Source organism: Sporosarcina aquimarina, assembly GCF_019748715.1.
Classification (GTDB): Bacteria; Bacillota; Bacilli; order Bacillales_A; family Planococcaceae; genus Sporosarcina; species Sporosarcina newyorkensis.
The window spans coordinates 16,955-42,870 of the sequence record NZ_JACLBZ010000020.1; the positions used below are offsets into that span (position 1 = coordinate 16,955).

At 44.1% G+C, this 25,916-nt stretch carries 24 protein-coding genes and 1 tRNA gene; 5 read left to right on the forward strand and 20 right to left on the reverse strand.

Annotation, left to right across the window (positions count from 1 at the left end; genetic code table 11):
* The first annotated feature begins 24 nt into the window (after positions 1 to 24).
* From H7J92_RS10175 to H7J92_RS10185, 3 genes are all read left to right on the forward strand, one after another.
* Positions 25 to 1,002, forward strand: a complete 978-nt coding sequence (locus H7J92_RS10175; RefSeq protein WP_221836857.1) for a metal ABC transporter solute-binding protein, Zn/Mn family — start codon at positions 25 to 27, stop codon at positions 1,000 to 1,002.
* A 153-nt stretch (positions 1,003 to 1,155) separates the two neighbouring features.
* Positions 1,156 to 1,470: an ArsR/SmtB family transcription factor gene (locus H7J92_RS10180; RefSeq protein ID WP_078817910.1), complete on the forward strand. Its 315-nt coding sequence runs from the start codon at positions 1,156 to 1,158 to the stop codon at positions 1,468 to 1,470.
* Positions 1,461 to 2,753, forward strand: a complete 1,293-nt coding sequence (locus tag H7J92_RS10185) for an arsenic transporter (RefSeq protein ID WP_078817908.1) — start codon at positions 1,461 to 1,463, stop codon at positions 2,751 to 2,753. The genes H7J92_RS10180 and H7J92_RS10185 overlap by 10 nt, the downstream gene beginning before the upstream one ends.
* 280 nt (positions 2,754 to 3,033) lie before the next feature.
* Here H7J92_RS10185 and ehuA read toward each other — a convergent pair whose 3' ends face one another.
* From ehuA to H7J92_RS10210, 5 genes are all read right to left on the reverse strand, one after another.
* Positions 3,034 to 3,807 carry an ectoine/hydroxyectoine ABC transporter ATP-binding protein EhuA gene (gene ehuA, locus H7J92_RS10190; protein ID WP_078817907.1) on the reverse strand — a complete coding sequence of 258 codons (774 nt, stop codon included), beginning with the start codon at positions 3,805 to 3,807 and terminating at the stop codon, positions 3,034 to 3,036.
* 46 nt (positions 3,808 to 3,853) lie between these two features.
* Positions 3,854 to 4,537, reverse strand: a complete 684-nt coding sequence (gene ehuD, locus H7J92_RS10195; protein ID WP_078817906.1) for an ectoine/hydroxyectoine ABC transporter permease subunit EhuD — start codon at positions 4,535 to 4,537, stop codon at positions 3,854 to 3,856.
* Positions 4,537 to 5,196, reverse strand: a complete 660-nt coding sequence (gene ehuC, locus H7J92_RS10200; protein WP_221836860.1) for an ectoine/hydroxyectoine ABC transporter permease subunit EhuC — start codon at positions 5,194 to 5,196, stop codon at positions 4,537 to 4,539. Before ehuC ends, ehuD begins: the two co-directional genes overlap by 1 nt.
* 116 nt (positions 5,197 to 5,312) lie before the next feature.
* On the reverse strand, positions 5,313 to 6,194 hold the full coding sequence (ehuB, locus tag H7J92_RS10205) for an ectoine/hydroxyectoine ABC transporter substrate-binding protein EhuB (RefSeq protein ID WP_221836862.1): 882 nt from the start codon (positions 6,192 to 6,194) through the stop codon (positions 5,313 to 5,315).
* A 708-nt stretch (positions 6,195 to 6,902) separates the two neighbouring features.
* A tRNA-Arg gene (locus tag H7J92_RS10210) sits at positions 6,903 to 6,974 on the reverse strand.
* A 231-nt stretch (positions 6,975 to 7,205) separates the two neighbouring features.
* Between H7J92_RS10210 and clpP the strand changes: the two genes are divergently transcribed.
* The gene (gene clpP / locus H7J92_RS10215; protein ID WP_078817902.1) at positions 7,206 to 7,799 is read left to right on the forward strand and encodes an ATP-dependent Clp endopeptidase proteolytic subunit ClpP; all 594 of its coding nucleotides are present in this window, start codon (positions 7,206 to 7,208) and stop codon (positions 7,797 to 7,799) included.
* Between the two features lie 45 nt (positions 7,800 to 7,844).
* Here clpP and H7J92_RS10220 read toward each other — a convergent pair whose 3' ends face one another.
* The 12 genes from H7J92_RS10220 to hprK all read right to left on the reverse strand — a co-directional run bounded on the left by H7J92_RS10220 (position 7,845) and on the right by hprK (position 18,224).
* A complete protein-coding gene (locus H7J92_RS10220; protein WP_009498269.1) occupies positions 7,845 to 8,105 on the reverse strand; it encodes an HPr family phosphocarrier protein in 261 nt (86 codons plus the stop codon).
* 51 nt (positions 8,106 to 8,156) lie between these two features.
* The gene (gene whiA, locus H7J92_RS10225) at positions 8,157 to 9,089 is read right to left on the reverse strand and encodes a DNA-binding protein WhiA (protein WP_009498270.1); all 933 of its coding nucleotides are present in this window, start codon (positions 9,087 to 9,089) and stop codon (positions 8,157 to 8,159) included.
* Between the two features lie 42 nt (positions 9,090 to 9,131).
* Positions 9,132 to 10,097 carry a gluconeogenesis factor YvcK family protein gene (locus tag H7J92_RS10230; RefSeq protein WP_040759750.1) on the reverse strand — a complete coding sequence of 322 codons (966 nt, stop codon included), beginning with the start codon at positions 10,095 to 10,097 and terminating at the stop codon, positions 9,132 to 9,134.
* 7 nt (positions 10,098 to 10,104) lie between these two features.
* Positions 10,105 to 10,992 carry an RNase adapter RapZ gene (gene rapZ, locus H7J92_RS10235; protein ID WP_009498272.1) on the reverse strand — a complete coding sequence of 296 codons (888 nt, stop codon included), beginning with the start codon at positions 10,990 to 10,992 and terminating at the stop codon, positions 10,105 to 10,107.
* 6 nt (positions 10,993 to 10,998) lie between these two features.
* Positions 10,999 to 11,475 carry an 8-oxo-dGTP diphosphatase gene (locus tag H7J92_RS10240; RefSeq protein WP_221836865.1) on the reverse strand — a complete coding sequence of 159 codons (477 nt, stop codon included), beginning with the start codon at positions 11,473 to 11,475 and terminating at the stop codon, positions 10,999 to 11,001.
* Positions 11,476 to 11,672: 197 nt separating this feature from the next.
* The gene (gene trxB, locus H7J92_RS10245; RefSeq protein ID WP_078817900.1) at positions 11,673 to 12,623 is read right to left on the reverse strand and encodes a thioredoxin-disulfide reductase; all 951 of its coding nucleotides are present in this window, start codon (positions 12,621 to 12,623) and stop codon (positions 11,673 to 11,675) included.
* A 92-nt stretch (positions 12,624 to 12,715) separates the two neighbouring features.
* A complete protein-coding gene (locus H7J92_RS10250; protein WP_078817899.1) occupies positions 12,716 to 14,239 on the reverse strand; it encodes a tetratricopeptide repeat protein in 1,524 nt (507 codons plus the stop codon).
* A gap of 90 nt (positions 14,240 to 14,329) precedes the next feature.
* Positions 14,330 to 14,851, reverse strand: coding sequence for an acyltransferase (locus tag H7J92_RS10255; protein ID WP_078817898.1), 522 nt, complete (start codon positions 14,849 to 14,851; stop codon positions 14,330 to 14,332).
* The gene (gene ppaX, locus H7J92_RS10260; protein WP_078817897.1) at positions 14,848 to 15,504 is read right to left on the reverse strand and encodes a pyrophosphatase PpaX; all 657 of its coding nucleotides are present in this window, start codon (positions 15,502 to 15,504) and stop codon (positions 14,848 to 14,850) included. The genes H7J92_RS10255 and ppaX overlap by 4 nt, the downstream gene beginning before the upstream one ends.
* Positions 15,494 to 16,468 (reverse strand): nucleoside recognition domain-containing protein, encoded by a 975-nt coding sequence (locus H7J92_RS10265; protein WP_078817896.1) that lies wholly within the window; start codon positions 16,466 to 16,468, stop codon positions 15,494 to 15,496. Before H7J92_RS10265 ends, ppaX begins: the two co-directional genes overlap by 11 nt.
* A complete protein-coding gene (gene lgt, locus H7J92_RS10270) occupies positions 16,440 to 17,273 on the reverse strand; it encodes a prolipoprotein diacylglyceryl transferase (protein WP_078817895.1) in 834 nt (277 codons plus the stop codon). The genes H7J92_RS10265 and lgt overlap by 29 nt, the downstream gene beginning before the upstream one ends.
* Positions 17,274 to 18,224, reverse strand: coding sequence for an HPr(Ser) kinase/phosphatase (hprK, locus tag H7J92_RS10275; RefSeq protein WP_078817894.1), 951 nt, complete (start codon positions 18,222 to 18,224; stop codon positions 17,274 to 17,276).
* Between the two features lie 157 nt (positions 18,225 to 18,381).
* On the opposite strand from hprK, the gene H7J92_RS10280 reads away from it, so the two are divergent.
* Positions 18,382 to 18,933: an N-acetylmuramoyl-L-alanine amidase family protein gene (locus H7J92_RS10280; RefSeq protein WP_342746528.1), complete on the forward strand. Its 552-nt coding sequence runs from the start codon at positions 18,382 to 18,384 to the stop codon at positions 18,931 to 18,933.
* A gap of 831 nt (positions 18,934 to 19,764) precedes the next feature.
* Here H7J92_RS10280 and H7J92_RS10285 read toward each other — a convergent pair.
* The 3 genes from H7J92_RS10285 to uvrB all read right to left on the reverse strand — a co-directional run bounded on the left by H7J92_RS10285 (position 19,765) and on the right by uvrB (position 25,900).
* Entirely contained in the window at positions 19,765 to 20,961 is a 1,197-nt protein-coding gene (locus H7J92_RS10285; protein ID WP_078817892.1) for a DUF4097 family beta strand repeat-containing protein, read from the reverse strand.
* Positions 20,962 to 21,045: 84 nt separating this feature from the next.
* Positions 21,046 to 23,910, reverse strand: coding sequence for an excinuclease ABC subunit UvrA (uvrA, locus tag H7J92_RS10290; protein WP_221836868.1), 2,865 nt, complete (start codon positions 23,908 to 23,910; stop codon positions 21,046 to 21,048).
* Positions 23,911 to 23,917: 7 nt separating this feature from the next.
* Positions 23,918 to 25,900 (reverse strand): excinuclease ABC subunit UvrB, encoded by a 1,983-nt coding sequence (uvrB, locus tag H7J92_RS10295; RefSeq protein WP_009498284.1) that lies wholly within the window; start codon positions 25,898 to 25,900, stop codon positions 23,918 to 23,920.
* Positions 25,901 to 25,916 lie beyond the last annotated feature (16 nt).

A 25,916-nucleotide genomic window follows, 5' to 3' on the forward strand; every position in this document is an offset into this window, starting at 1 on the left:
TCACAAAGGAGTAGAATGAATCAAATGAAAAGTTTTGTAAAATGGTTAGGTTTGTCTTTACTTGCTGTGTTCATGTTAGCAGCATGCGGTAAAGACGACAACGGCCCTAAGGAAGGAAACTCGGATGTAGGTAAAAAACCAACTGAGTCCAATGAAAAATTGAAAGTTGTGACGTCTTTTACAATCATCGCGGATATGGCACGTGAAATCGGCGGGGACTTGGTAGAAGTGTATAACTTAGTGCCAACTGGAACGGACCCTCACGAATACGAGCCGTTACCCGATGATATTAAAGCCGCAACAGACGCCGATGTTCTATTTTATAATGGCTTAAACCTTGAAGGCGGGAAAAACGGCTGGTTCTTTAAAATGATGGATTCTGTGAATCAAAAAGAAGAGAACATCTATAGTTTAACGGAGCGTGTGGAACCTAAGTATTTGGGTGGAGAAGATGGCCGCGATGAAGAAATCAACCCGCATGCGTTCATCGATCCAGCTGTAGGAGTGAAGATGGCTGAAGATTTGCGTGATGCATTGATTGAACAGCATCCGTCAGACAGCGATAAGATTAAAGAGCAAGGTGACGAATATGTACAACGTCTGAAAGACTTGGATGCAGAATTCCAAGAGCGTATTGAAACCATACCTGAAGAAAATCGCGTGCTGGTAACGAGTGAACGTGCTTTCCAATACTTGAATGATCACTATGGTTTGAAAGAAGCCTTCATATGGGAAATCGATACAGAGGAAAACGGTTCACCTAAGCAAATTAAAGACTTGATCCACTATATAGAAGAACATAAAGTACCTGTTCTTTTTGTAGAATCTAATGTCGATACACGTCCAATGGAAACCGTATCTAAAGAAACCGGCGTTCCAATCGCGGAAAAGCCAATCTACTCTGATGAAATCGGTAACCCTGGTGATGAAGTGGATACGTACATCAAATACTTGGAATACAATATGAATCTCATACATGATGAGTTAAGCAAAGAACGGTAAACGTAGGTCAACCAACTATACAATGGAAACAATGGAAAGAAGTCACTTTATTGAGTGGCTTCTTTTTATTTTGATAATCTTTTTCGTTAATAGCATTGTACATATAAGCAACTACTTATATAATAGTTTTAACAAACATTAAAGGAGCCTTTTATGGATATTGAAACATTGGAACGCTATATGAAAACGCTAGGCGATAAATCAAGATTACGGTTGCTGAAAGCGTTAGAAGAAGGACCTTTGTGTATTTGCGACCTGACTGTTTTGCTGGACGTATCGCAGCCTGCCGTCAGCCAACATATGCACAGATTGAAGAAAGAAGGAATCGTGCTGGATGAAAGACGCGGCAGATGGATTTATTGGTCGATTAACGCTCATCATCCTCAATACTCTTTATTACTTGATCTACTCAAATTATTACCAAGACAGACGACCACCTGCAGAGAGGAGAATAATCGATGCAAATAATTCTGGCTTTCCTAATCTTTTTACTGACACTTGTATTTGTTATCTGGCAGCCAAAAGGGTTATCCATTGGTTGGTCTGCGGTGGCAGGTGCAATTCTGGCATTGCTCGTTGGAGTTGTCAGCTTCTCAGATGTTCTGGATGTAACATCCATCGTTTGGAATGCTACGCTGACCTTCGTAGCACTGATCATCATTTCATTGATTTTGGATGAAATCGGATTTTTCGAATGGGCGGCATTGCATATGGCGAGGTTTGCCAGAGGCAGCGGCTTGCGGATGTTTTTGCTCATCATTCTTCTCGGTGCTGCCGTGTCGGCTCTTTTCGCGAATGATGGGGCTGCTCTGATTTTGACTCCGATTGTTTTGGCAATGGTGAGAGCTCTCGATTTTAAAGAAAAGATGATTTTGCCTTTCGTTATGGCATCCGGCTTCATCGCGGATACGACATCTCTTCCCTTCGTCGTAAGCAATCTGGTGAATATTGTATCCGCTGATTTCTTCGGCATAGGTTTCGCGGAATATGCGAGCCGAATGATCATCCCGAACTTCTTCAGTTTGATCGCGAGCATCCTGGTACTCTATCTTTATTTTGCTAAATCCATTCCGAAGCATTTCGATGAATCGCGGCTGCGTCAACCTGCCGCTGCCATTCAGGATCAGAGAATGTTTCGGATTTCATGGATTGTACTCGGCATTTTGTTGATCGGCTACTTTGCCAGCGAATCCCTCACTCTGCCTGTTTCATTTGTTGCAGGGGCGGTAGCACTTCTCTTCTTGCTGACAGCCAAACGCAGTCCCGCTGTAGAAATAAATAAAGTGATAAAAGGTGCGCCTTGGGCAATCGTCTTCTTTTCAATCGGCATGTATGTTGTTGTATACGGCTTACGAAACGCAGGCATGACCGCTACGCTGACTAGTTTGATCGAATGGACGTCCAGCCACGGATTGTATGCCGCCACGATCAGTATGGGCTTCATTGCTGCTATTCTTTCCTCTTTCATGAATAATTTGCCTACCGTCATGATCGATGCATTGGCCATCCAAGATGCAGCTGTATCACCTGAAATTCGCGAAGCTCTTATATACGCTAATGTCATTGGGTCTGATCTTGGACCGAAAATGACACCGATCGGATCATTGGCTACTTTGCTTTGGTTGCATGTTCTTTCATTAAAAGGCGTCCGAATTTCTTGGGGGTATTATTTCAAAGTAGGTATCGTATTAACTGTTCCTACTTTATTTATTACGTTAACCGGATTATGGTGGTGGCTGACCATCGTATGAAGATAAAAGGCTGTCCTGGAAGTTTTCAGTGACAGTCTTTTTTTCCGTGTTCCAGCAAGCGTAGAGGCGAAACGCACGAAAGTGTCATTGCACCGAGCCAAAATGCCAACGAACCAAGCGAAAAATTTTCCGGACCGCACCAAAGTCGGGGCATCCCGAACCAAATCACTTAACAAGCGAGCCAAACAGCCAACGAAACGAACATTTTCGTCTACCCTTCCCGACAACTTCTTCCCGCGTTAAAAAGGAGCCGGCCGAAATTTCCCGGTCAGCTCCTTTTTCATCTACTGCTTGTAAAACGTCCTAAGAAATCTTGCAGACGCTCACTTTCCGGATTCATCAGAATTTCTGAAGGCGCACCCTGTTCTTCGATGACGCCTTCATTCAGGAAGACGACACGATCAGCGATGTCGAGGGCGAAATCCATTTCATGTGTAACGAGGATCATTGCCATCTCCCCTTCTTTCGCCAAATCACGGATGACTTCCAGCACTTCTCCGACTAACTCTGGGTCAAGGGCGGACGTCACTTCATCGAACAGCATGACTTTCGGACGCATCATCAAGGCGCGAGCCATGGCGACACGTTGTTTTTGTCCGCCTGACAATTGTGCAGGATAAAGTTCGATTTTGTCACCCAGCCCCACCTTTTCAAGCATCTCAACGGCCGTCGCTTTCACTTCCGACTTGCTTTCATTTTTCACGAGAACTGGTGCCAACATGCAGTTCTCCAAAATCGTCATATGCGGGAAAAGGTTAAAATGTTGGAATACCATACCGATATCTCCACGAATGGAACGCAGATGGTTTTCATCTGCTGTCACCCACTCGCCTTTCTTCTCCATCTGCCATAAGTTCTCGCCGTTCACTTCAATGATGCCAGCTGTCGGTTCTTCCAGTGTCATCAACATCCGGATGATCGTCGTTTTACCAGAACCACTCGGACCGATCAGCGCCACTTTTTCAGATGGTTTGATATCCAGGTCAATCCCCTTTAATACTTCGGTTTGTCCAAATGATTTATGAACGTCTTTATATTGCACTATCGGTTCCATTCTCTTCCCCTCTCCTTCATTCAGTTGCGTTTTTATTCAGGATGCATTATGCCAGCGTCTTCTTGTCGAACCGGCGATTGTATTTTTTCTCTAATTTATTTATCAACAACGCCGAAGGATAACTCAATAATAAGAAGAACAGCGCCACCACAGTAAGAGGCTCCACGTATTTATAATATTGAGCTCCATAGTCATTCGCGATATGAAGCATCGCCACCACACCGATTGTAGACGCAAGTGGAACTTCCTTAAACATGATGATCAAGTAATTCCCGAGCATTGGGATCGTCGGCGGAATTGCTTGAGGCAAAATGATTTTCATCCATTTTTGACGTGTGGATAAATTCAGTGCAGTCGATGCTTCCCACTGACCTTTATCCACTGATTCAATGCCTGAACGATATACTTCAGACATGTACGTGCTAAAATGTATGCCAAGACCGAGAATTGCAGCTACAAAAGGATTTAGCGACACCCCTACAACCGGCATCATAGGCCATGCATAATAAATAAAAAACAATTGCACGAGCGGAGGCGTAGAACGAATGAATTCCGCAAGCCATCCAAACAGCCATCGCACAGGCCGCCAAGGAAGTCTGCTGATAAACACCCAGAAGAATCCGAAGACAGCGGCAAATAAATAGCATGCCAGCGTCAGTCCTAGGGTGATCCATAAGCCCTTAAAAATCATAGGAATTACTGAAAAAAACACTTCCCAACTCCAAGTCATCAGCTAGCCACCCCTTTCTTCGATACACTCTCCATCTTTCTTGTGAAAGCAATCAACGGCAGCGCAATCACAAAGTACATCACGAGGAGAAGTACATAAACCGTCGGGGATTCCGCCAAGTGCGTGCTTCGGTAAATATTTCCGTAATACAATAAGTCCGTCAGTCCAATCAATGACACCAACGACGTTGCTTTCAAAATTTGAATCAAGTAGTTGCCGTATTCAGGAAGCATCATACGCAGCGCCTGAGGTAGAATAACATGCCGCATCCGTTGAAACTTCGATAAATTCAGCGCGACGGATGCTTCAGTCTGTCCGACCGCCACTGCTTGAATCGATCCGCGCACAATCTCAGACATATAGGCCCCATAATTTAGCGAAATCGCCAGTACAGCCACCCATATATCGCTCCCCAGATGGATATTGAATAGGCCGGGCAGTGCATAGGAAAACCAGAACAATTGTACAATCAGCGATGTCCCACGAAAAATTTCTACATAGAAACCAGTGAACCCTCTCAGCAAAGGATTCGTGTTGACACGCGACAGACCTGCGACGAAAGCGATAATACTCGCACAAATAATCGACAGGACCAGCACCTGTAACGTTACGCCTAACCCTTGTACGACGGTGGAAAATATATCGGGTAAGGAACTCACAAAAACCACTCCATTATTTACGTTTTCATTTCATCCTTCTTAATCTAGTGCCATGAGCAGCTTACGGAAGGTAAGAAAAAGGCCATGCCGCTGTTGGGCATGACCCGGCCACTCTTTTAATAGTTCTCTCCGCTGCAGACACTTTCCGTTGTTATTTCATTTTCAACAATATTCATCTCTTCTGTGAAACCGAATGGTTCGATCAACTCTGCAATTTTCCCGCTGTCTTTCAGCTTTTGCAATTCTTCATTGTACGCTTCACGCAGTTCATCATCACTGTCTAGGAAAGCAGCTGCGCCATAGCTTGGTACGCCTTCGATATCAGGTTGTTCGAAATCCGTGACAAACTCGAGCTTGTCATTATTTGCTGATTCCAGCGCCATTTTAATGGTCATTTCAGTACCCGTTGTGACAGCAGCACGCCCCGATTCAACAGCTGAGAATGAAGCCGGAATATCGGGAACCATCATAATTTGACTTTCTGCAATGCCTTCACGGAGCATGAAATCCTTTTCTGTAGCACCACTCATCACCGCCACTTTGATATCTGGGTTCGCGGCAATATCTTTATAGCTCTTCAAATTCATCGGGTTGCCTTTTTCTACGATCAAGCCTTCCCCATATTTGATTTCAGGCTCACCAAACGAGACAGTTGCACAACGGTCCGGCGTAATTGCCATACCTGCTGTAACTACATCAAATTTCCCTGCGCCTAAGCCTGGGATCAATTGACCGAATTCGGATAGTTTGCCATCCACTTCCTCAACGCCCAAGTTTTCAAAGACCGCTTTGGCAATAGCGACCGCAGCACCTTGCAATTCCCCATCTTCTTCATATGCATACGGTTTCTCATTGGCAAAGCCGACTCTGACAACGCCTTTCTCTTTCAAATCATCCAACTTACTTCCACTACTACTGCTACCGGAATCTCCATTGCCGCATGCTGCCAGTAGTAAAAGCATCATCATCGCCAAAACACTTATCGCCGACTTCTTCATAATTCTCCCCCTTGACTTTTTCATCAAACATTTTTTACTTAGTTGCTAGATTACCATAGTTAAAATTCGAGTTCAAATCGTTTTCGTTATTTTCTAAATATCCAATTAAGTGGATACCATCTACAAACATGATTATGACAGCGTTTTCAAGAGACAAGATTCGCTAGTAATATATTTAAATTTTATTTTTTAATAGGTGAAAAGGCGCTAATTTAATTTTGCTTCATACAAACTTTCTTTTTCGATTTCAAGCCCTGATCCCATACTTATTTTCCCATTATTTAATTCATAAAGAAATTGAATAATATATTTCAGATACAGCTATTTTTTGTATGACCAAGCGTAAAAAGCAGAAGAAAGTACCAAATCTCCGTATACAAAAAAGAACCATCTGATAAGTCAGGTAGAAATGACTTTTCGGACGGTCTAACAACTCTCTATTGCAACTAAACCTTTAACACTCCAAGCAACAGAGTAATTGTACCAATTGAAAAATTGCTTAACTTCCTTGCTGTTAACACATGTTATAAAAGAGCTGTGTGTTGTCGATACTCAAGAAAGTGGACATGGGAACAGAAATAGCACACGTGAAACACAAATTCGTTTCACTGTATTGTACAAAAAATGAAAAAACCCTGCAAATGATGATAAATCAACATTTACAGGATCTTTATTCAGTACATATCGTATAACGATTTAACCTGGTAACGCCCTCGGCAGGAATCGAACCCACATTTTAAGAACCGGAATCTTACGTGCTATCCGTTGCACCACGAGGGCAAAATAAAAACATTACCTATACTCAGTGATCTCGTCTGCTGCAAAAATTATAAAAGCTTCTCTAACAGACATCTTCCATTATACCGTGGAATAGAATGAAAAGCAATCTAATTTTTTAAGGCAAATGATTTGACCTTTGTTGACCATCATAGGTAAAATACAATTATAGTTGAAATACCAACTAATTTCAACCGAACGATTATTATGAAGCATTAAAAGGAGGAAGTACCATTGAATCTTATTCCTACAGTTATTGAACAAACCAACCGTGGTGAACGGGCGTATGACATCTATTCCCGCTTGTTGAAAGACCGGATTATCATGCTCGGCAGCGGCATCGATGACAATGTTGCGAATTCGATCGTTGCGCAGCTCTTATTCCTGGAAGCAGAAGATCCGGAAAAAGACATCTCCATTTATATTAACAGCCCGGGTGGAAGTATTACAGCGGGTATGGCGATCTACGACACGATGCAATTTATTAAACCGGACATCCAGACAATCTGTATCGGTATGGCTGCATCCATGGGTGCCTTCTTACTGACAGCGGGAGCACCAGGCAAACGTTACGCATTGCCTAACGCAGAAGTAATGATTCACCAACCACTTGGTGGTGCACAAGGTCAAGCGACTGAAATTGAAATCGCAGCGAAGCGCATCTTGCACTTACGTGAGAAGTTGAATCAAATTTTGGCCGATCGTACAGGTCAGCCGATTGAAGTCATCGCACAAGATACGGATCGTGATAATTTCATGACAGCGGAACGTGCAAAAGAATATGGCTTAATCGATCATATCGTTCAACGCAGCGACATGAAAAAATAAGACAAAAAAGAACCGATTCTTCCCAAAAAGGAGAATCGGTTCTTTTTATTGCTGTTCAGCTTCTACAAAATCCGTAAGATTCTGAAGTGCCAAGTCTTCATCAATGCCGTCTGCCATCAAGATGATCTCAGTGCCTTTGGCAATCGCCAGACTCATAATCCCCATGATGCTTTTCGCATTCACCTGGCGTCTTTCTTTCTTCAAATAAATATCTGCAGTGTATTTATTTGCTTCCTGGACAAATAGTGCGGCTTGTCTCGCCTGTAATCCAGGTTTGATTCCCACTTTCACAGTTTTTTCTACCATATCGTATGCTCCTTTTCTTCCTTTTTTAAGAAGGATCTACTCGTTCTTTCGTTAATTTCCGCGCAATCTTTCAGCGATCTCTTCAATCTTCCGCAAGCGATGATTGACACCCGATTTACTGACAGGCGTCCCTGTCACCAGTTCGCCCAATTCTTTTAACGTAACATCTTGATGAGCTACGCGTAATTGAGCAATTTCTTGCAGACGTTCCGGCAATTGATCGAGCCCGATCGTCTGTTCAATCAACTTAATATTCTCTACTTGCCGCTGGGCCGCACCAATCGTTTTATTCAGATTGGCGGTTTCGCAATTCACTAGCCGATTTACGCTATTCCTCATATCCCGCATAATTCGGACATCCTCAAATTTCATGAGAGATACATGCGCACCGATTATACCTAGGAAATCGGATATCTTTTCAGCTTCCTTCAAATACGCGATAAATCCTTTTTTTCGCTCTATAGATTTCGCATTTAATTGGAATCGATTCATTAACTCGACTAGTGATTCGCTATGTTCTTGATAACTTGAGAACACCTCCAAGTGATAGGAAGACGTCTCAGGGTTATTGACGGAACCTCCTGCCAGGAAAGCTCCGCGTAAGTATGCACGCGCGCAGCAGTCGTCTTCAATGAGCTGCGGGTCGATTCGGTTCACCATTTGAAAATCATACGTCATAATGGACAGTGTTTCCAATAAATCCTTAGCGCCTTCCCGAATACGGCAAATATAAATATTATTTTTCTTCAAACGCATTTTCTTCCGTACAAGCATCTCTACTTTATAAGGATACAACTTTTTCAAGTTAGAATAAAGTCGTCTTGCTATCGCTGCATTTTCTGTTTGAACATCAAGACTTAATTGTTTATTGGAAAAAGACATCACGCCATTCATTCGAATAAAAGCTGCAATTTCTGCTTTCGTACAGCAGTCCTCCGCTTCAATTTGCGTCAATTCCTTTTTCGTTTTGGATGCAAAAGACATGATATTCCCCCTTTTTCGGCGATCTTCATATCTATCCGCCTTCTACGTTCTCTCTATATAGCGCATCAACACATCCGCCACGTCTGCCGATTTATGCATTATCGTTCCATTATATACAGTAGCAATTTCTTGTACAAATACTTCAGGCACGAGCGCTTGAAGCTTATCTAGATCGTTTTCGACCAACCACGGCTCCGTTTCTTCTCCAACACTTTTGTAAGCGCGTCTGAAGGCTTCTACATTATTAACGAGGACAGCATCCAGGAAAGGCTCTCCCGCGTGGTCATACAGCGCCTGAACGTGCTCAGAAGCAGTATAGCGGAAAGTCTCTCCTCTTTGTGTCGTCAAATTACCGACATAGACCTTCTTCGCGGTACTTTGGAGAACTGCGTCCCGAATATCTTGCACAAGTATGGTCGGCAAAATACTAGTATACAAGCTGCCAGGCCCAAACACGATCAAATCCGCCTTTTTGATCGTCGCCGCGGTCTCCGGCAACGGCTTGACATCTTCCGGTGAAATAAATACGTTTCGGATTTTTCTACCATAGAGAGGTATTTTGGATTCACCTGTAATTATTGAACCATCTTCAAGCTCAGCATGCAAGGTTATACGTTGATTTGCTGCCGGCAAGACTTTTCCTTTTATATTCAGCACGAGCCCCATCTGCTCAACCGCCCGCGCAAAATCTCCAGTAATTGTTGTTAACGCGGTCAGCATGAGATTTCCGAGTGAGTGGCCTTTCAGATCATCGGACCCTTCAAAACGGTATTGGAACATCTTTTCGATCAACGGTTCTACGTCTGAAAGCGCTGCCATAACCTGTCGGATGTCCCCTGGCGGCGGGATGTCATACTGATCGAACAATCGGCCCGAACTACCTCCGTCATCTGCTACTGTGACAATCGCTGTCAAATCAATAGGATAGCGTTTCAATCCACGCAAAATGTTTGAAAGGCCTGTTCCACCGCCGAACACAACAACTCTTTTTATAGTAGTGGATGGCATAGCAATGTCACACCTTTCTTTTTTCGACATCCCGGTGAGAAACAAACGTTGGGTAATCCTCTTTGAATTCTTTCATGAAGTATTCGGCAAGTGTGACGGAGCGATGTTGACCACCTGTACAGCCAAATGCGATGACTGCCTGCCCTTTTCCTTCTTGCTTATACTGCGGGATCAGGAATCTGAAAAGATCCGTCAATTTATCAATCAATACTTTTGTGTCATTCCACTTTAAAACGTATTCAGAGACTTCCGTATCCAATCCAGTCATTGGACGTAATTCTTCCAAATAATATGGATTCGGTAAAAATCGGACGTCAAATACGACATCTGCATCGATCGGCATTCCATGCTTAAATCCGAATGAAACAAAATTCAACGTAAACGTCGGCTCGCCTGCCTTGGAAAATTCCCGCATAATCTTTTCACGTAATTGTTTCGGCTTTAACTGGGACGTGTCATAAATCGATCGCGACAAGCCTTTTAATTCCGTCAGTAAAATACGTTCTTTCCGTATGCCTTCGAGCAACACGCCACCTTCGGATAAAGGATGAGAGCGACGCGTTTCCTTATAGCGTTTAACAAGCGTTTCATCATTCGCATCAAGAAATAACAAACTCGCCTTAACGCCATCCATTTTGAACAACTCATCCAAAGCAGTGACCAATGAATCAAACAGGCTGCCACCGCGTGTATCCATCACCGCGGCAATGCGTCTCATCTGATTATCGGATTTCATCATCAATTCCAAGAATGTCACAAATAATTCGGGTGGCAGATTGTCGATACAATAGAAGCCCATATCCTCAAAACATTGCATAGCAACCGTTTTTCCAGCACCTGACATTCCGCTAATAATTACAACTTCATATTCATTTGAAACATGTGGTTGATCCATACTATTCTATTCACCTTCCATCGATTGTTGTAGCGACTCACGCAATAAACGAAATTGCTCTGTATAATAAAACGTTCCATATTGCGTACCTTCATGATGAATCGCAAACAATAAATTGGAACGATCTCCTTCCGCCATCGGTAATGTATGCAGACTCTCTATAGGATGCCATTCCAGCTCTCCTTCTACTGTTGTTTCCAACAGTTCACCCGAATAATCATGTGCAATGAATGTGAAAAGGAGCCATTCATTCAATAATGCCTCGCCCTCATCATCCATGATCATCATTGTATAGACCCCTTTAAGATGCGGATTGATGGGACACGCTCCAGTTTCCTCTACGAATTCGCGTATAGCGGCTTCATAGATGGATTCCCCCTCATCAATTTTCCCTCCCGGAGCCACATACCATCCGCGTCTCGGTTTCTTCAGCAAAAGGACTTGCCCATCTTTGACTACGAGTAAATTAGCAATTTTTTGCATATGTAGTTCCCCACTTTTCAAGTATGTAGTACTAGTATACAATGCTTTCCGGAAAAACGACAAAAAAAGGAGGCTATTCACGGAAGTTTGTTACCGCAAATAGCCACAAAGTTGCTATATTGTAAAAAGGGGGTCTTGACTACCTATACAATAACCTTTCTACATTGCAAACCTGTTACATTGAAGTTACGAATCGATTAAGCTTTTGCTTCTTGTTCTTCCATCAATTCTTCAATATACTTCTGAGCCGCTTGTGCAGCGATACTTCCGTCCCCCGTTGCTGTAACTACTTGACGCAACAGTTTTTCACGAACATCGCCTGCAGCGTAGATTCCAGGAATTTTCGTTTCCATGATGTCATTCGTTTCGATGTATCCATTCTCGTCCAAGATACCAAGTTCCTTGAATGGCCCCGTAAGAGGATCCAATCCAATATAGACGAACATCCCTTCCGTTTCCATCTCGCGCTCTGATCCATCTTCAGTTGACACTAATGTCACAGATCCGATCTTGCCATCTTTCTCGTTCACTTGCTTCACTGTCGTATTCCAAATGAAATCAATCTTTTCATTCGCAAATGCACGTTCTTGCAAAATCTTTTGTGCCCGCAGTTCATCACGGCGATGAATGATCGTTACCTTGTTCGCGAAACGCGTCAAATATGAACCTTCTTCAACCGCAGAATCTCCGCCGCCAATTACGACGATATCTTTGCCACGGAAAAATGCTCCATCACATACCGCACAATAACTGACACCGCGACCCGTCAACTCCGCTTCGCCCGGGATGCCCATTTTACGGTATTCCGCGCCTGTCGTAATAATAATAGCACGTGCCTTATAGCTCTTGTCGCCCACATGAATCGTTTTAAATTCGCGGCCGTCTTTAATCTCCGTAACGTCCCCGTAAGCATATTCTGCTCCAAAACGTTTCGCATGGTCAAACATCTTCGTAGAGAGATCAGGACCTAAAATGCTCTCGAAGCCAGGATAGTTTTCAATTTCCTCGGTATTCGCCATTTGACCTCCCGGCACGCCTCTCTCCAGCATGAGCGTAGACATATTCCCGCGAGCTGTATAAACAGCTGCTGTCATACCCGCTGGACCTGCGCCGATAATAATCACATCATATACTTTATCTATTGACATCGTAGTTGTCCTCCTTAAATATATAAGCTCTACATAAAATCGTAGTGGAATTGCCGCATGAATTCAACTTAAATGCAACATCCAATTTGCTGTCAATCCGTCGTGTAAGGCAAAAATTGGATCAATTCCTGAACATACTTTGTTAAGGTGGCAACAGCTACGTCATATTTCTCTGCCAGCGACTTCTTCGTCACTTGATCATAGCGCGATGATTGGAACATATAGTCTACAGCTGCGGCAATTGCTTTAGGATTTGCAAAAGCATACTCTCCGACCAAAGCATTCTCACATAATGTGAACCACATCTGAAACAAATGTGTCCCTTGCTGATCCAGTGGCATGTACTGTTCATACAGTAAATCACACGTCGTTAACGCTTTTTTCAATGATTTTTCAAAATCGTTCTCTGCTACAAATTCGTAATCTAAGCTATGTGCCAAAAACAACTGTTCCGACGCACTTAACTCTTCCACATTAATATAGCCGGGATGCGACAAAATTTCTTGCAAATGTGAGGACTTGCCTAATAAATACAAGCCAAACATCCGCTCACTGCGATAAGGATTGGAAATCTTCTCGATTAAAAACGAGACATCTTCCTCATACGAATCCGGATCCAACTCATCTTCTAACGATTTCCAAGGCTCAAATCCAGCTTTTGACGGATCCATTTGCAATAGTTTCTCATAAGCCTGCTCTGCTACTTGGCGGTGTCCGGTAAAATAGGCTGCATTCGAAAGCCAGAAGTAATAACCGACATCACCCTGGAAGCCACGCTTCTGCAAACTGCGCAGCCAATAATACGCTTCTTCATAGCGACCTGTCAGCGCAAATGTCGCTCCCAGTTTGTATCGATGTTCGACTTGATATGGTTTGATCTTAGACAATAATTCCATCATGCTGCCAAGTCGCTCTTCATCTCGTCCGTAATAGAAAAACACGGCTAAATTACAGAGTGCATGAATATTGCCTTTCTCCTCACGAAGTACATCATATAAAATCTCTTCCGCATGTTTTTCTTTGCCTATATAAAAGTACGCCAGCGCCAAGTTATTGTGGACAGCCCAAGTTTTTGGGTAGTCTGCCAAAAGATCTTCCAGTACATCAATCGCTTGCTCGAAGTTGCCTTCTTCCATCATCCTTCGGGCCTTTTCTTGCATGAACAAGACTTCTCCGTCCGGGACTTCCCCATCTTCGAGATATGTTTCTTCTTGATCGGCAAACTCAACGATTTCGTGCGCTTCCTCGACAAATATTCCATCTGGAGACAATCCGATATACTTGTTCGCATACTGTTTCGCCTCACGCAACAACCCAAGATGCGCATGAACTTCAGCCAAATAAAATGTTGTCTCTTCGTTGTTCGGCTCTAACTCATCCGCTGCTCTCAGCAATTCATAAGCATCCTCAAAACGGCCGACCTCCATGATGAAAACACCATACTCCATCTGGGTCAGTGCATCCTCAGGATTCAGCTCCAATGCGCGTTTATAATATTTTTCAGCGTCTGAAAACTGCTCACGCTGCATAGCCTGCATCGCACGCTTACGATAGAAATCTCCATCCGGCAGAAATGACACAATTTTATCCTTTTTGAACCTTTGTTTTTTATCCAATCGAACTCCTCCGAAAAAGTAAGAGGAACGTTCAAAACGTCCCTCTCTGCAATCTACCTTCTATTATAGCACAACTTATTCACTCGTCATTCATTTGTCTTCCCGGGCAGCCCGTGCCTTCATTTCCTCAGCTGAATAAATGACTTTGACTGGATTTCCGCCCGCAAAAACACCGGCAGGAATATCACGGTTGACTAATGATGCCGCTGAAACGATGGCACCATCGCCAATTTTGACTCCAGGTAAAATCGTCGTATTGGCACCAATTAAGACGTTGCTGCCAATTTCCACATCTCCTATACGATACTCATCGATCAAATATTCATGCGCCAAAATGGTCGTATTGAAACCAATGATTGAGTTATCGCCGACCGAAATGCGTTCAGGAAACATGACATCTGGTACGACCATTAACGCAAATGCCGTCTGTTTCCCTACCTTCATCCGAAGAAATAGACGATACAAAACATTTTTCCAGGATACGAACGGAGTATATCGAGCGATTTGGATGATAATGAAATTCTTTGCTACTTTAAAGATCGAAACAGTCCGATAAATATGCCAAAGTGAATTCGCTTCTCCTTTGGAAGGATAGCGTTCGGTGCGTCTCACGGCCGCTCTCCCTTTAGCACGTCGTATAGATCCGACATATGATGCAACATGAAATCCGGTTTAAATGTCTGCAAATAGTCTTCCCCTTTTAACGCCCAGGCAACAGCGGCAGTGCGTACACCCGCATTTTGCCCTCCTAATATATCATGGAAATTATCCCCTATCATCAGGGCTTCTTCAGGCGTACGGTCTAAGCGCTCTAATGCCAGAATAAGGGGCTCAGGGTCTGGCTTGGCATTCGTCACATCATCCAGACCGATAACTGTCTCAAAATAAGAATCTATTCCAATCAGACGCAAGCCTCTTTCCACCATGTCACGCTTTTTCGTTGAAACAACAGCCATTTTCATGCCCATTTCATACAATCTGCGGAGCGTATCCTCCACTCCATCAAAGGCACTGACCAGTTCATCATGATTCGCTAAATTCCAAACTCTATATTCATCGATTAATTGGTCTGTCATTTCGGGTGCAATTGAAGAAAAGGTGTCATGCAATGAAGGACCGATGAAGGGCAATATTTCCTCTCTTTGAAAACGGCCTGGAAAATGGTCATTCAGTACATGTTGAAAGGTAGCGATAATTAATTCGTTCGTATCTCCCAAAGTCCCATCAAAATCAAACAATAAGGTAGTGATCGGTTTAACAGTCAACAACAGACTCCTCCTTCTCTCTCGGCTGTTTCCACAGCACGCTGACCGTAACAGTCAGCAATATGGCAGTCACAAGCCGTATTAAGAATAATGGCCAAATCGGAATGCCTAACGGTAAGAAGAGCAATGTGTCTTCAATCACCGCATGGCACGCCATTAAGAAAATAAATGCCAAAGTAATATCACGTTTGGAAACTCCATCTTCCTGAACAGCTTGAATCATGACACCTGCCCCATACGCTAGGCCAATTAACAGACCCGCGACAAGTGTCATGGAAGCATTTGGTTTCACGCCAATCAACTTTGTAAATGGGGCGACTCCATTTGAAAAACGTTCCAAATAATTTCGGTCTTTCACGAACTGAACAAATAGCATCAGCGGGATAACGATCAGAGCAAGCTGTAACACTCCGAACGTTGCTTTTTCTGTACCCAAAAGGATAATCTGCCAAATGCCGTCAGGAATAACTTCCGCTTTCGGAGTCAAACCGTATTGTGCGGTTTCCGAACCGCCTGTCCAGAAAAGGTTCAATAGTATGCCAGCAAGCGCTGCCAGTCCAAGACGGACCACAAGGACAAGCCAAAGCTTCACACCAACTTTCAGGGCCACGGCTGTTTCGATAAAAAGATTATGTGCGAAACTGATCATAACGGCTATGATGAATACTTCCTTCACCGTCAACTCCAGGGAGATGATCCCTGCAATCCCCGCATACAAATTCAATGCATTCCCAAGCACAAGTGGAACGGCTGCTTCACCGCGCAAGCCAAAGATATGCATGAGCGGAGAAATGAGTTCCACTAACCAAGGCAGGATAGGCGTAAATTGCAAGATGGTGACGAACAATGTAATAGGAAAAATGATTTTCCCCAGTGACCAAGTGGTTTTCAGCCCAGCCTGCAAACCGCTTTGCAACGTACTGGACAATGAGATATTATTTTTGTTTGTCTTCATAATTTTCATTCACCTTCATCACAAATCTTCGGTATAACAAGATCGCGATCCCAATAATAACGCCGGCAACAGATACCATCTGTGCCGCTCTCAAGCTGCCGATTACATACAGACTGTCCGTCCGCATTCCTTCAATGAAGAAACGACCGATCGAATACCAGATGACATAAAATAAAAAGATTTCTCCGCGCTTCATCTTCAATACTCTTCGAATGACTAGAATTAAAATTAGCCCTACAACATTCCACATCGACTCATACAGAAATGTCGGATGGTAGGTCACTCCTTCGATGGTCATCTGGTTCATAATCCAGTCTGGAATGATCGTGTTTTCTTTAAACGCATCTGAAACAGGACCACCATGCGCTTCCTGGTTCATGAAATTCCCCCACCGGCCGATAATCTGACCGATCAATAAGCCGGGCGCTGTAATATCCGCGACTTTCCAAAACGACACGCCGCGCTTTCTCGTAAAAATAATGGCCGTAATCACGGCACCGATCAGCGCACCATGAATGGCAATTCCGCCGTTCCAGATCTGGATAATCTGGCCGGGATGGTCACGATAATAATCCCAAGTGAAAATGACGTAATAAATACGCGCACTGATGATTGAAATCGGAATCGCCCAAATGAGCATATCCGTCAAAAAGTCAGGGTGCATGCCCCTTCTCAACATTTCACGTTGCACGATGATGAATCCTAATACAATCCCTAATGCAATGAGAATACCATACCAGCGTACTTCTAAAGCTGTATCCGAAGTGCCGATTCTAATCGCGACAGGATTAATCGCAAGTAAAAATAAATTCACTTAGTCGCTCTCCTCTGCTTTCAAAATTTCCGCATTCTCTGCGATTGCTTGGTCCAAACGCTTTGTAAATTCATCCGCTGCATTGAATCCTAGACGCTTCATACGGTAATCCATAGCAGCGACTTCAATGATGACCGCGATATTCCGACCTGGTCTGACCGGAACGGACAAGCGTGTAATTTGTGAATCAAGGATTTCAATCTTTTCCTCATCGATTCCCAAACGATCATAATGCTTATCCTCATCCCAAATTTCCAAGTCGACCGCCAACAGCACCCGCTTATCATCCTTCACTGCACTCGCACCGAATAACGTCATCATATCAATAATGCCAATGCCACGGATTTCCAACATATGCTTAAGCAACTTCGGTGACGTACCGATCAAAACGTTTTCCGATACTTGGCGAATTTCCACCGAGTCATCCGCGACAAGTCGGTGACCTTTTTTAATTAGTTCCAACGCGGTCTCACTCTTTCCAACGCCGCTTCCTCCAGTGATCAAGACACCGACACCATAGACGTCCACTAATACACCGTGGACTGTAGTCATAGGGGCAAGCTGACCGACTAAGTAATTCGTCAGCATGCCGGAAAATTGCGTCGTTTTGTAATCAGTGCGCAAAACCGGAACATTTTTTTCATCCGCCAGCTGACTTAGTTCTCTCGGTCCTTCTTCACCATGTGCAATAATGAATGCAGGCGTATCCTCCGAGCAAAGACGTTCCAAACGTTTTCTTCTCGTAATCGACGGCAATGTTTCCAAGAACGACATTTCCTTGCGGCCGATCAATTGCACGCGCTCCGATGGATAATAATCAAAATAACCAGCCATCTCAAGACCTGGCCGTGAAATATCGCTCATATTGATATGCCGATGAATACCTTCGTGTCCTGCAATCAATTCAAGGCCGAATCGATTCATAATATCTTCTACTGTTAGTTCCCCCATAAAGCTCCCCGCTTTCCAACTCGTGTCATAGCTATCCAAATCTTATTTTAACATGAAGAAAAAGAAATGAAATGGATTTATCCTTGTGATACTTCATATGGGCTGTCTCCTTTTTCAACAAGACAACTATCTACAGAGTAAAGGAGAGTGGATGAAAATGACACTAATCATTCTTGACGCTGGACATGGGCCAAACACGCCAGGAAAGAGGTCCCCTGATGGAAAGCTGCGTGAGTTCCAGTTTAATTCGGCGGTTGCTGCACTTGTTGGAGATCGTTTAAGCCGGGAAGGTATCAAAGTTCGATACGTGCATGAGGCTTCACGTGATGTGCCCTTAAACGAACGGACGGCGCTTGCCAATCGATTACGGGCAGATGCGTATGTATCAATCCACGCAAATGCGCATGGTAATGGATGGAGCGAAGCACACGGGATTGAGACGTATATTTATCCACAGGCAAGCAAAAGTTCCTCCGTACTGGCGTCGCTAGTCCAAAAGAACATAATCACCGCCTGTCAACGAACCGATCGCGGTGTAAAGAAGGCGAACTTCGCTGTCTTACGAGATACTCAGATGCCAGCCATCCTGGTAGAATGCGGCTTCATGTCGAATCGCACAGAGGCTCTGTTGCTGCAGAGCAAAGCGTATCAACTGCAATGCGCAAGAGCGATTACGTTTGGGATTCTTTGTTGGGTTTATACCAAATAAAAAAGCCCCTGTCCAATCACTTATTTTGTGATTGGGCAGGGGTTAAAGCTAAAATTAGAGAATTGGTGATTAATAATGGCATCGTTGCTCTACGTTCTAGTCGGACGCTTTCTTACCTCTAGTCAAAGGTTTTGTTAGAATAAAAGATAAGTATTATGATTTACTATCCGAATAGGCGTGTGAAACCACAGCTAGTGAGCACTCCGGGATTTCCGCTCCAGACGGTACGCTTTCCGGGGGGCGTGGCCTTGAGCCTCCAGGAGTCGACCGTCTTCCGCTCCAATCGCAAATTAGAGTGTAAAGTCATATGGCAAATTCCTTGTAATTTTTATAAATCTAGAAAGTGCTCCCACAGTCAGAGTACAAAACCGGCACTTTTCATTGACTTTGTTAAAGGGCAGAAGTGATTTTAACATCAACAAGCTCACAGGCAATGCTCCATGCCATTTAGCATTTGAACTATTATCACTATTGTTGGAGAACAAAACATTGCCACTTGAAAATTACGATGAACTACACTTTAAAGTTACCGTCACAAAGTAGGGATTCGAGCGAAAGACGGGCGAAATGCAAAAATATGCTCCCAACGCTTCGCTTATGCTCGCAAAAGCCTTACTTCGTGACGGCTTTTCCTGTGGGATTTAGCGCGAATGATGAGACCCTGGACTGAGCGTAGCGAAGGAAGCGGCTCATCCGCGCCCCGCGGAAAGCGTTCGCCTGGAACGTAGATCAACGTTGCCCTTACCACCCCCTATTCTTGTTTCTTCAGCTCAAACACCCGCCCTATCACAAGATAAGTGACAGGGCGGGTGTTTTCATTTTCAAGTATGTTTACAGTTCGATGGAGTTATAGTGAACTAAGACAGATCCAGTTCTGGATTCGCCGTTAACTTGTAAAGAGGCTTTCGTTTCGTCGTCGCCGGCTTTGCTGAAACGAATCGTGCGGTGCAGGAATTGCTCTTGCTCTTCCACTCGCGAAACGTCTTTTAGCTGCAAATCCAGTTTTCCCATATTCGACGTAATTTCTCCCCTTAGACCTAGAGTAGAAGGAATATAAAGCTCCACTGTTCCGCTGATGGACTTCGCATCGAGACGTGTAGCTTCCGTTGAAGTCGTTGTCAGACTTACGTTGCCGTTCAATGACTTAGCATCTATGTCTATCAATTCTCCATCCACATACACACGGCCGTTCAATGTTTCGGCTTCGAGTTTATTGCCTCGCACCTTCAACAGACGGACCATTCCATTAGCGGTTTCCAATTCCGCTTCGTCAAATCGAATATGCGCACATTCGATTTTGCCATTGGCAGTTTTGATGCGCAGATTATCAAAATCTACTTTCTCCACTGTACAACCGCCATTCAAAAGACGGACGGAAAGTTTACGGTAAGGCTGCTGGCTAGGCACGTATAATTGGACATTCACTTGCACCATCTTCAAATCACTGCCGATTCGGAGTTTATTGCCATCTTTCACAAACAACAATTTATCGAGGAACTGTGCGCGCGCTTCCGTCTCTGAGTCGTGGTTGAAATGCTTAACAGAGAACTTCGCAGTGATTTCATCACCATCAGACGGAAGGACTTCCACTTTTCCGTGATCTATATGGATAATGATTTCCTCTACATCTTCTGCTGTTTTGTTTTCAGTATGGGTAAAAGAGACGGACTTGCCAAATGGCGCTTCAAAATCGAATGTTTTCACTCTTTGGACAGCCGTATCCATAAATTGCATGAAACGATCTCCCGCCGTCATGAATTCTTTGCGAATATCTTCAAAAAAGTCATCCGCTGAAGATTCATCTGTCGTGTCTTGCGGATTCGTCGATTCTTTCTTTTTCTGTTGCTCATCAAACCAACGATGATCCTGTTCAGTATGGAGATCGGAATGTTGCGCAGTGGACGGCTTTTCGTCTTGCACGGTGGATTCCGTTTGTTTCCCAAGTGCTTCCAACAATTTCAACGCTTCGTCTGCTGTGATTTTGCCTTCTTCCAGCAAAGTTAATATTCGTCTGCGTTCGTTTTGCATCTCTAGACTCCTCCTTGTTTTGAACATGCTTTTCATTTCCTATCTATTTATACGGCTGCGCTTCATAAAAGTTTCATTAGGAAGTTATTTCCCTGTTTTTCCGATTAGCTCTTTCATACGATTTCGGTCACGTTCCAAGATTGAACGCAAATACTTTCCAGTGTATGATGCCTCAACTTCTGCTACTTCTTCCGGTGTTCCTGTTGCGACAATTTCTCCACCTTTGTCTCCGCCTTCCGGGCCGATATCGATAATATAATCGACGGTTTTGATAACGTCCAGATTATGTTCAATAACGAGTACCGTATTACCGCTCTCAACCAAGCGCTGAAGAACGTCTAGCAATTTCGCAATGTCATGAACGTGCAAGCCAGTCGTTGGTTCATCTAAAATATAAAAAGATTTTCCATTCGATCGCTTGTGCAGTTCGGAAGCTAATTTAACACGTTGAGCTTCCCCACCCGACAATGTGGTTGCGGGCTGACCCAGCTGAATATAGCCGAGACCAACGTCTACAATCGTCTGCAGCTTCCGGTGGATTTTCGGTATATTCTCAAAAAACATCATTCCACCTTCAACTGTCATCGCCAATACATCTGCGATATTCTTTCCTTTGTATGTCACTTCCAACGTCTCTCTATTATACCGTTTGCCGTGACACACTTCACACGGTACATAGACATCCGGCAAAAAGTGCATTTCGATTTTAATAATTCCATCTCCGCGACAAGCTTCACAACGACCGCCTTTGACATTGAAGCTGAATCGCCCTTTTTTATATCCGCGCACTTTCGCTTCATTGGTCATTGCAAAGACATCTCGTATATCATCGAATACTCCTGTATATGTTGCCGGATTGGACCGCGGAGTACGTCCGATCGGTGACTGATCAATATCAATGACCTTCTCGAGATGTTCAATTCCGCTGATTTCGTCAAATTTTCCCGGCTTTTGTTTTGAACGGTTCAATTTCTGAGCCAATGTCTTATGCAGGATTTCATTTACGAGCGTACTTTTACCTGAACCCGAGACACCCGTAACAGCGATGAACTGGCCTAAAGGGAACTCAACATCCAAATGTTTTAGATTGTTTTCAGCCGCTCCTTTAATGACAATACTGCGTTCATCCCTAGGTCTGCGCTTTATAGGCAGCGGAATAAATAATTCACCGCTTAGATATTTTCCAGTCAGTGATTTTTTGTTTTTCATGACTTTAGCAGGTGTCCCGGCTGCCACAATTTCTCCGCCTGCTACACCGGCTCCAGGACCGATATCGATTAAGTAATCGGCAGCCATCATCGTGTCCTCATCATGCTCGACAACGATTAATGTATTGCCGATATCTCGCATATTTTGCAAGGTGGAGATAAGCCGGTCATTATCCCTCTGATGCAAACCGATGGATGGCTCGTCCAAGATATAGAGGACACCTGTCAGACGGGAACCAATTTGAGTTGCGAGGCGAATCCGCTGTGCTTCACCACCGGATAATGTGCCTGCAGAGCGTGATAAGTTCAAATAATCCAAGCCAACGTTAATTAGAAAACCTAATCGCTCTTGGATCTCACGCAGAATCATATCGGCAATTTGTGCGTCTTTTTCTGATAGCTGAAGCTGGTTGAAAAAACTCACGGTATCTACAATAGAACGTTCCGTGATTAGACCGATATGCTGACCGTCAATCAATACAGCAAGCGATTCAGGCTTCAAGCGATAGCCGAGACAAGCAGGACATGGCCGCTCCGTCATATATTTTCCCATCTGCTCACGAATGTAATCGGACGACGTCTCATGATAACGCCGCTCAACATTGCGTAAGACTCCTTCAAAATAAATATTGCTGTCGCGGGTACTGCCGAATTCATTTGTATAACGGAAGTGGATTTTCTCTTTGTTAGAACCTTTCAAGAGTTTTTCCAGGTCTTCATCCGCCAGCTCACCGACCGGCACATCCATGGCAATACCATGATGCTTCGCAACGGTTTTCAGCAATTCCGGATAGTATTGTGAACTTGTCGGTTCCCAAGGAGCAATCGCATGCTCTTTCAACGTCAGTTCCTTATTGGGAATGATCAAGTCGGGGTCCACTTCCAGTTTCATGCCTAATCCATCACATTCTGGACAAGCACCAAATGGACTGTTGAATGAAAACATACGCGGCTCCAGCTCACCAATGGAAAAACCGCAAATCGGACACGCGTGATGCTCACTAAAAAACAACTCTTCTTCGCCAATTACATCTACGATGACATTTCCGTCAGCAAGACGTAATGCCGATTCCAGCGAGTCACTAAGACGTGTTTCAATGCCCTCTTTTATGACAATTCGGTCAATGACAATTTCAATCGTATGTTTTTTGTTTTTATTTAATTCGATATTATCATCTAGATCCATGGTTTCTCCGTTGACCCGCACTCGGACATACCCTTGTTTTTTAATGTCTTCAATTAATTTCGCATGCGTTCCTTTTCGCTCCGAAACGATTGGAGCAAGGACTTGAATGCGCGTTCGTTCCGGCAGTACCATTATCCGATCGACCATTTGCTCAACGGTTTGCGTGGAAATTTCCGTGCCGTGCAATGGACAGACAGGCTTTCCTACCCTTGCATAGAGCAAACGTAAATAGTCGTAAATTTCAGTAACTGTACCGACCGTCGAACGAGGATTTCGGCTAGTCGTCTTTTGATCGATCGAAATAGCAGGAGACAGTCCCTCTATAGAATCGACGTCAGGTTTGTCCATTTGCCCTAGGAATTGCCGGGCGTATGCAGACAAGGATTCCACATAACGCCGCTGCCCTTCTGCGTAGATCGTATCAAAAGCAAGCGAAGACTTACCGGAACCCGATAATCCAGTGATGACTACTAACTGATCACGAGGGATTTTAACGGTAATATCTTTTAAATTATGCGCTCTTGCACCTTGGATCACTAGTTCTTTATTTTTCATCCAGCCTCTACCTTTCTGCCTTCAGTTCTATAATACTGTCCCGTAACTCGGCTGCTCTTTCGAAGTCCAAAGCCTTTGCTGCGTCCTTCATCTCTTTTTCCAATTTTACGAGCAGCAAGCCTCTTTCCTCCTTAGACAGTTTCTTGCCTTCTATTCTGCGCTGTAAGTAAGATTCCGTTTCTTCCGCCACTTGAGTCGCACGGATTACTTCGCGTATCGGCTTTATAATTGTTTGTGGTGTAATGCCATGCTCTTTATTGTACGCAAGCTGTATTTCCCGGCGTCGTTCTGTTTCCCCAATCGCTTTTTCCATTGAATCCGTCATTTTGTCTGCGTACATAATTACGCGTCCTTCAGAATTACGCGCCGCCCGCCCAATCGTCTGGATTAGAGCACGTTCAGAGCGCAGGAATCCTTCTTTGTCGGCATCCAAAATAGCCACTAACGAAACTTCCGGTATGTCGATCCCTTCCCGCAGCAAGTTGATACCAATCAGTACATCGTATGTGCCAAGACGCAATTCTCGTATGATTTCAGTACGTTCAAGCGTCTTCACTTCCGAATGAAGGTACTGCACCTTTATACCGATATCCTTCAAGTAATCCGTCAGATCCTCCGACATTTTCTTCGTCAGTGTCGTAATCAATACGCGTTCATCACGTTCAATGCGCAACTGAATTTCATCCAATAAATCATCGATCTGCCCCTCAATCGGACGCACTTCGATGATCGGATCAAGCAGACCCGTCGGACGGATGATCTGCTCAATCATCTTATCTGTATGCTCAATTTCATAAGGACCCGGCGTAGCGGAAATATACATCGCCTGACTGATATGCTTCTCAAATTCCTCGAACATCAACGGACGGTTATCAAGAGCGGACGGTAAACGGAAACCGTGTTCTACCAATACCTTCTTACGAGCTTGGTCGCCATTGTACATGCCTCGGATTTGCGGCAGCGACACGTGACTTTCATCTACCACAATCAAGAAATCATCCGGGAAGTAGTCAAGCAGCGTATAAGGTGTCGCTCCCGCTTCCCGTAACGTCAAATGTCTTGAGTAGTTTTCGATACCCGAACAGAAACCCATTTCACGCATCATTTCCAAATCATAGCGTGTCCGTTGCTCCAACCGTTGCGCTTCCAGCAATTTATCATTTTCACGCAAATATTTGAGCTGTTGCTCCAATTCAATTTCTATATTTTCAATCGCCTTCAACAATTTCGCTTCCCGCGTTACGAAGTGGGAACCTGGGAAGATCGCTACATGATCCCGATCGCCAATCACTTCACCTGTCAAGGCGTCTACTTCCCGAATGCGTTCAATTTCATCCCCGAAGAATTCAAGACGAATACAGCGTTCGTCGCGTGAAACCGGAAATACTTCCACTACATCTCCTCTGACTCGGAATGTTCCGCGGGTAAAGTTGATGTCATTGCGCTCATATTGAATGTCTACCAGTTTGCGCAATAATTCATTGCGCGGAATTTCCATGTCTCTTCGCAGTGACAGAACCATCTCGTTATACTCTTCAGGAGAACCGAGACCGTAGATACAAGATACGGATGCGACAATCAGCACATCATTACGTTCAAATAAGGAACTGGTCGCAGAGTGCCGCAGTTTATCAATTTCATCATTGATAGAGGAATCTTTCTCAATATACGTATCCGTCTGCGGTACGTACGCTTCCGGCTGATAAAAGTCATAGAAGCTGACAAAATACTCGACAGCATTGTCAGGAAAAAACTCTTTAAATTCACTATATAATTGGCCAGCCAATGTTTTATTATGGGCAATGACCAGTGTTGGTTTATTGATTTCGGTTAGGACGTTGGATACGGTGAAAGTTTTCCCGGTCCCCGTTGCACCTAACAGCGTTTGATGCTTTTTGCCTTCTTTTATACCACCAACAAGGCTCGCGATCGCTGACGGCTGATCTCCTTGAGGTGTATATGGGGCTTGCAATTGAAATGTTTCGTTCAAAAGGTTCCACTCCTAT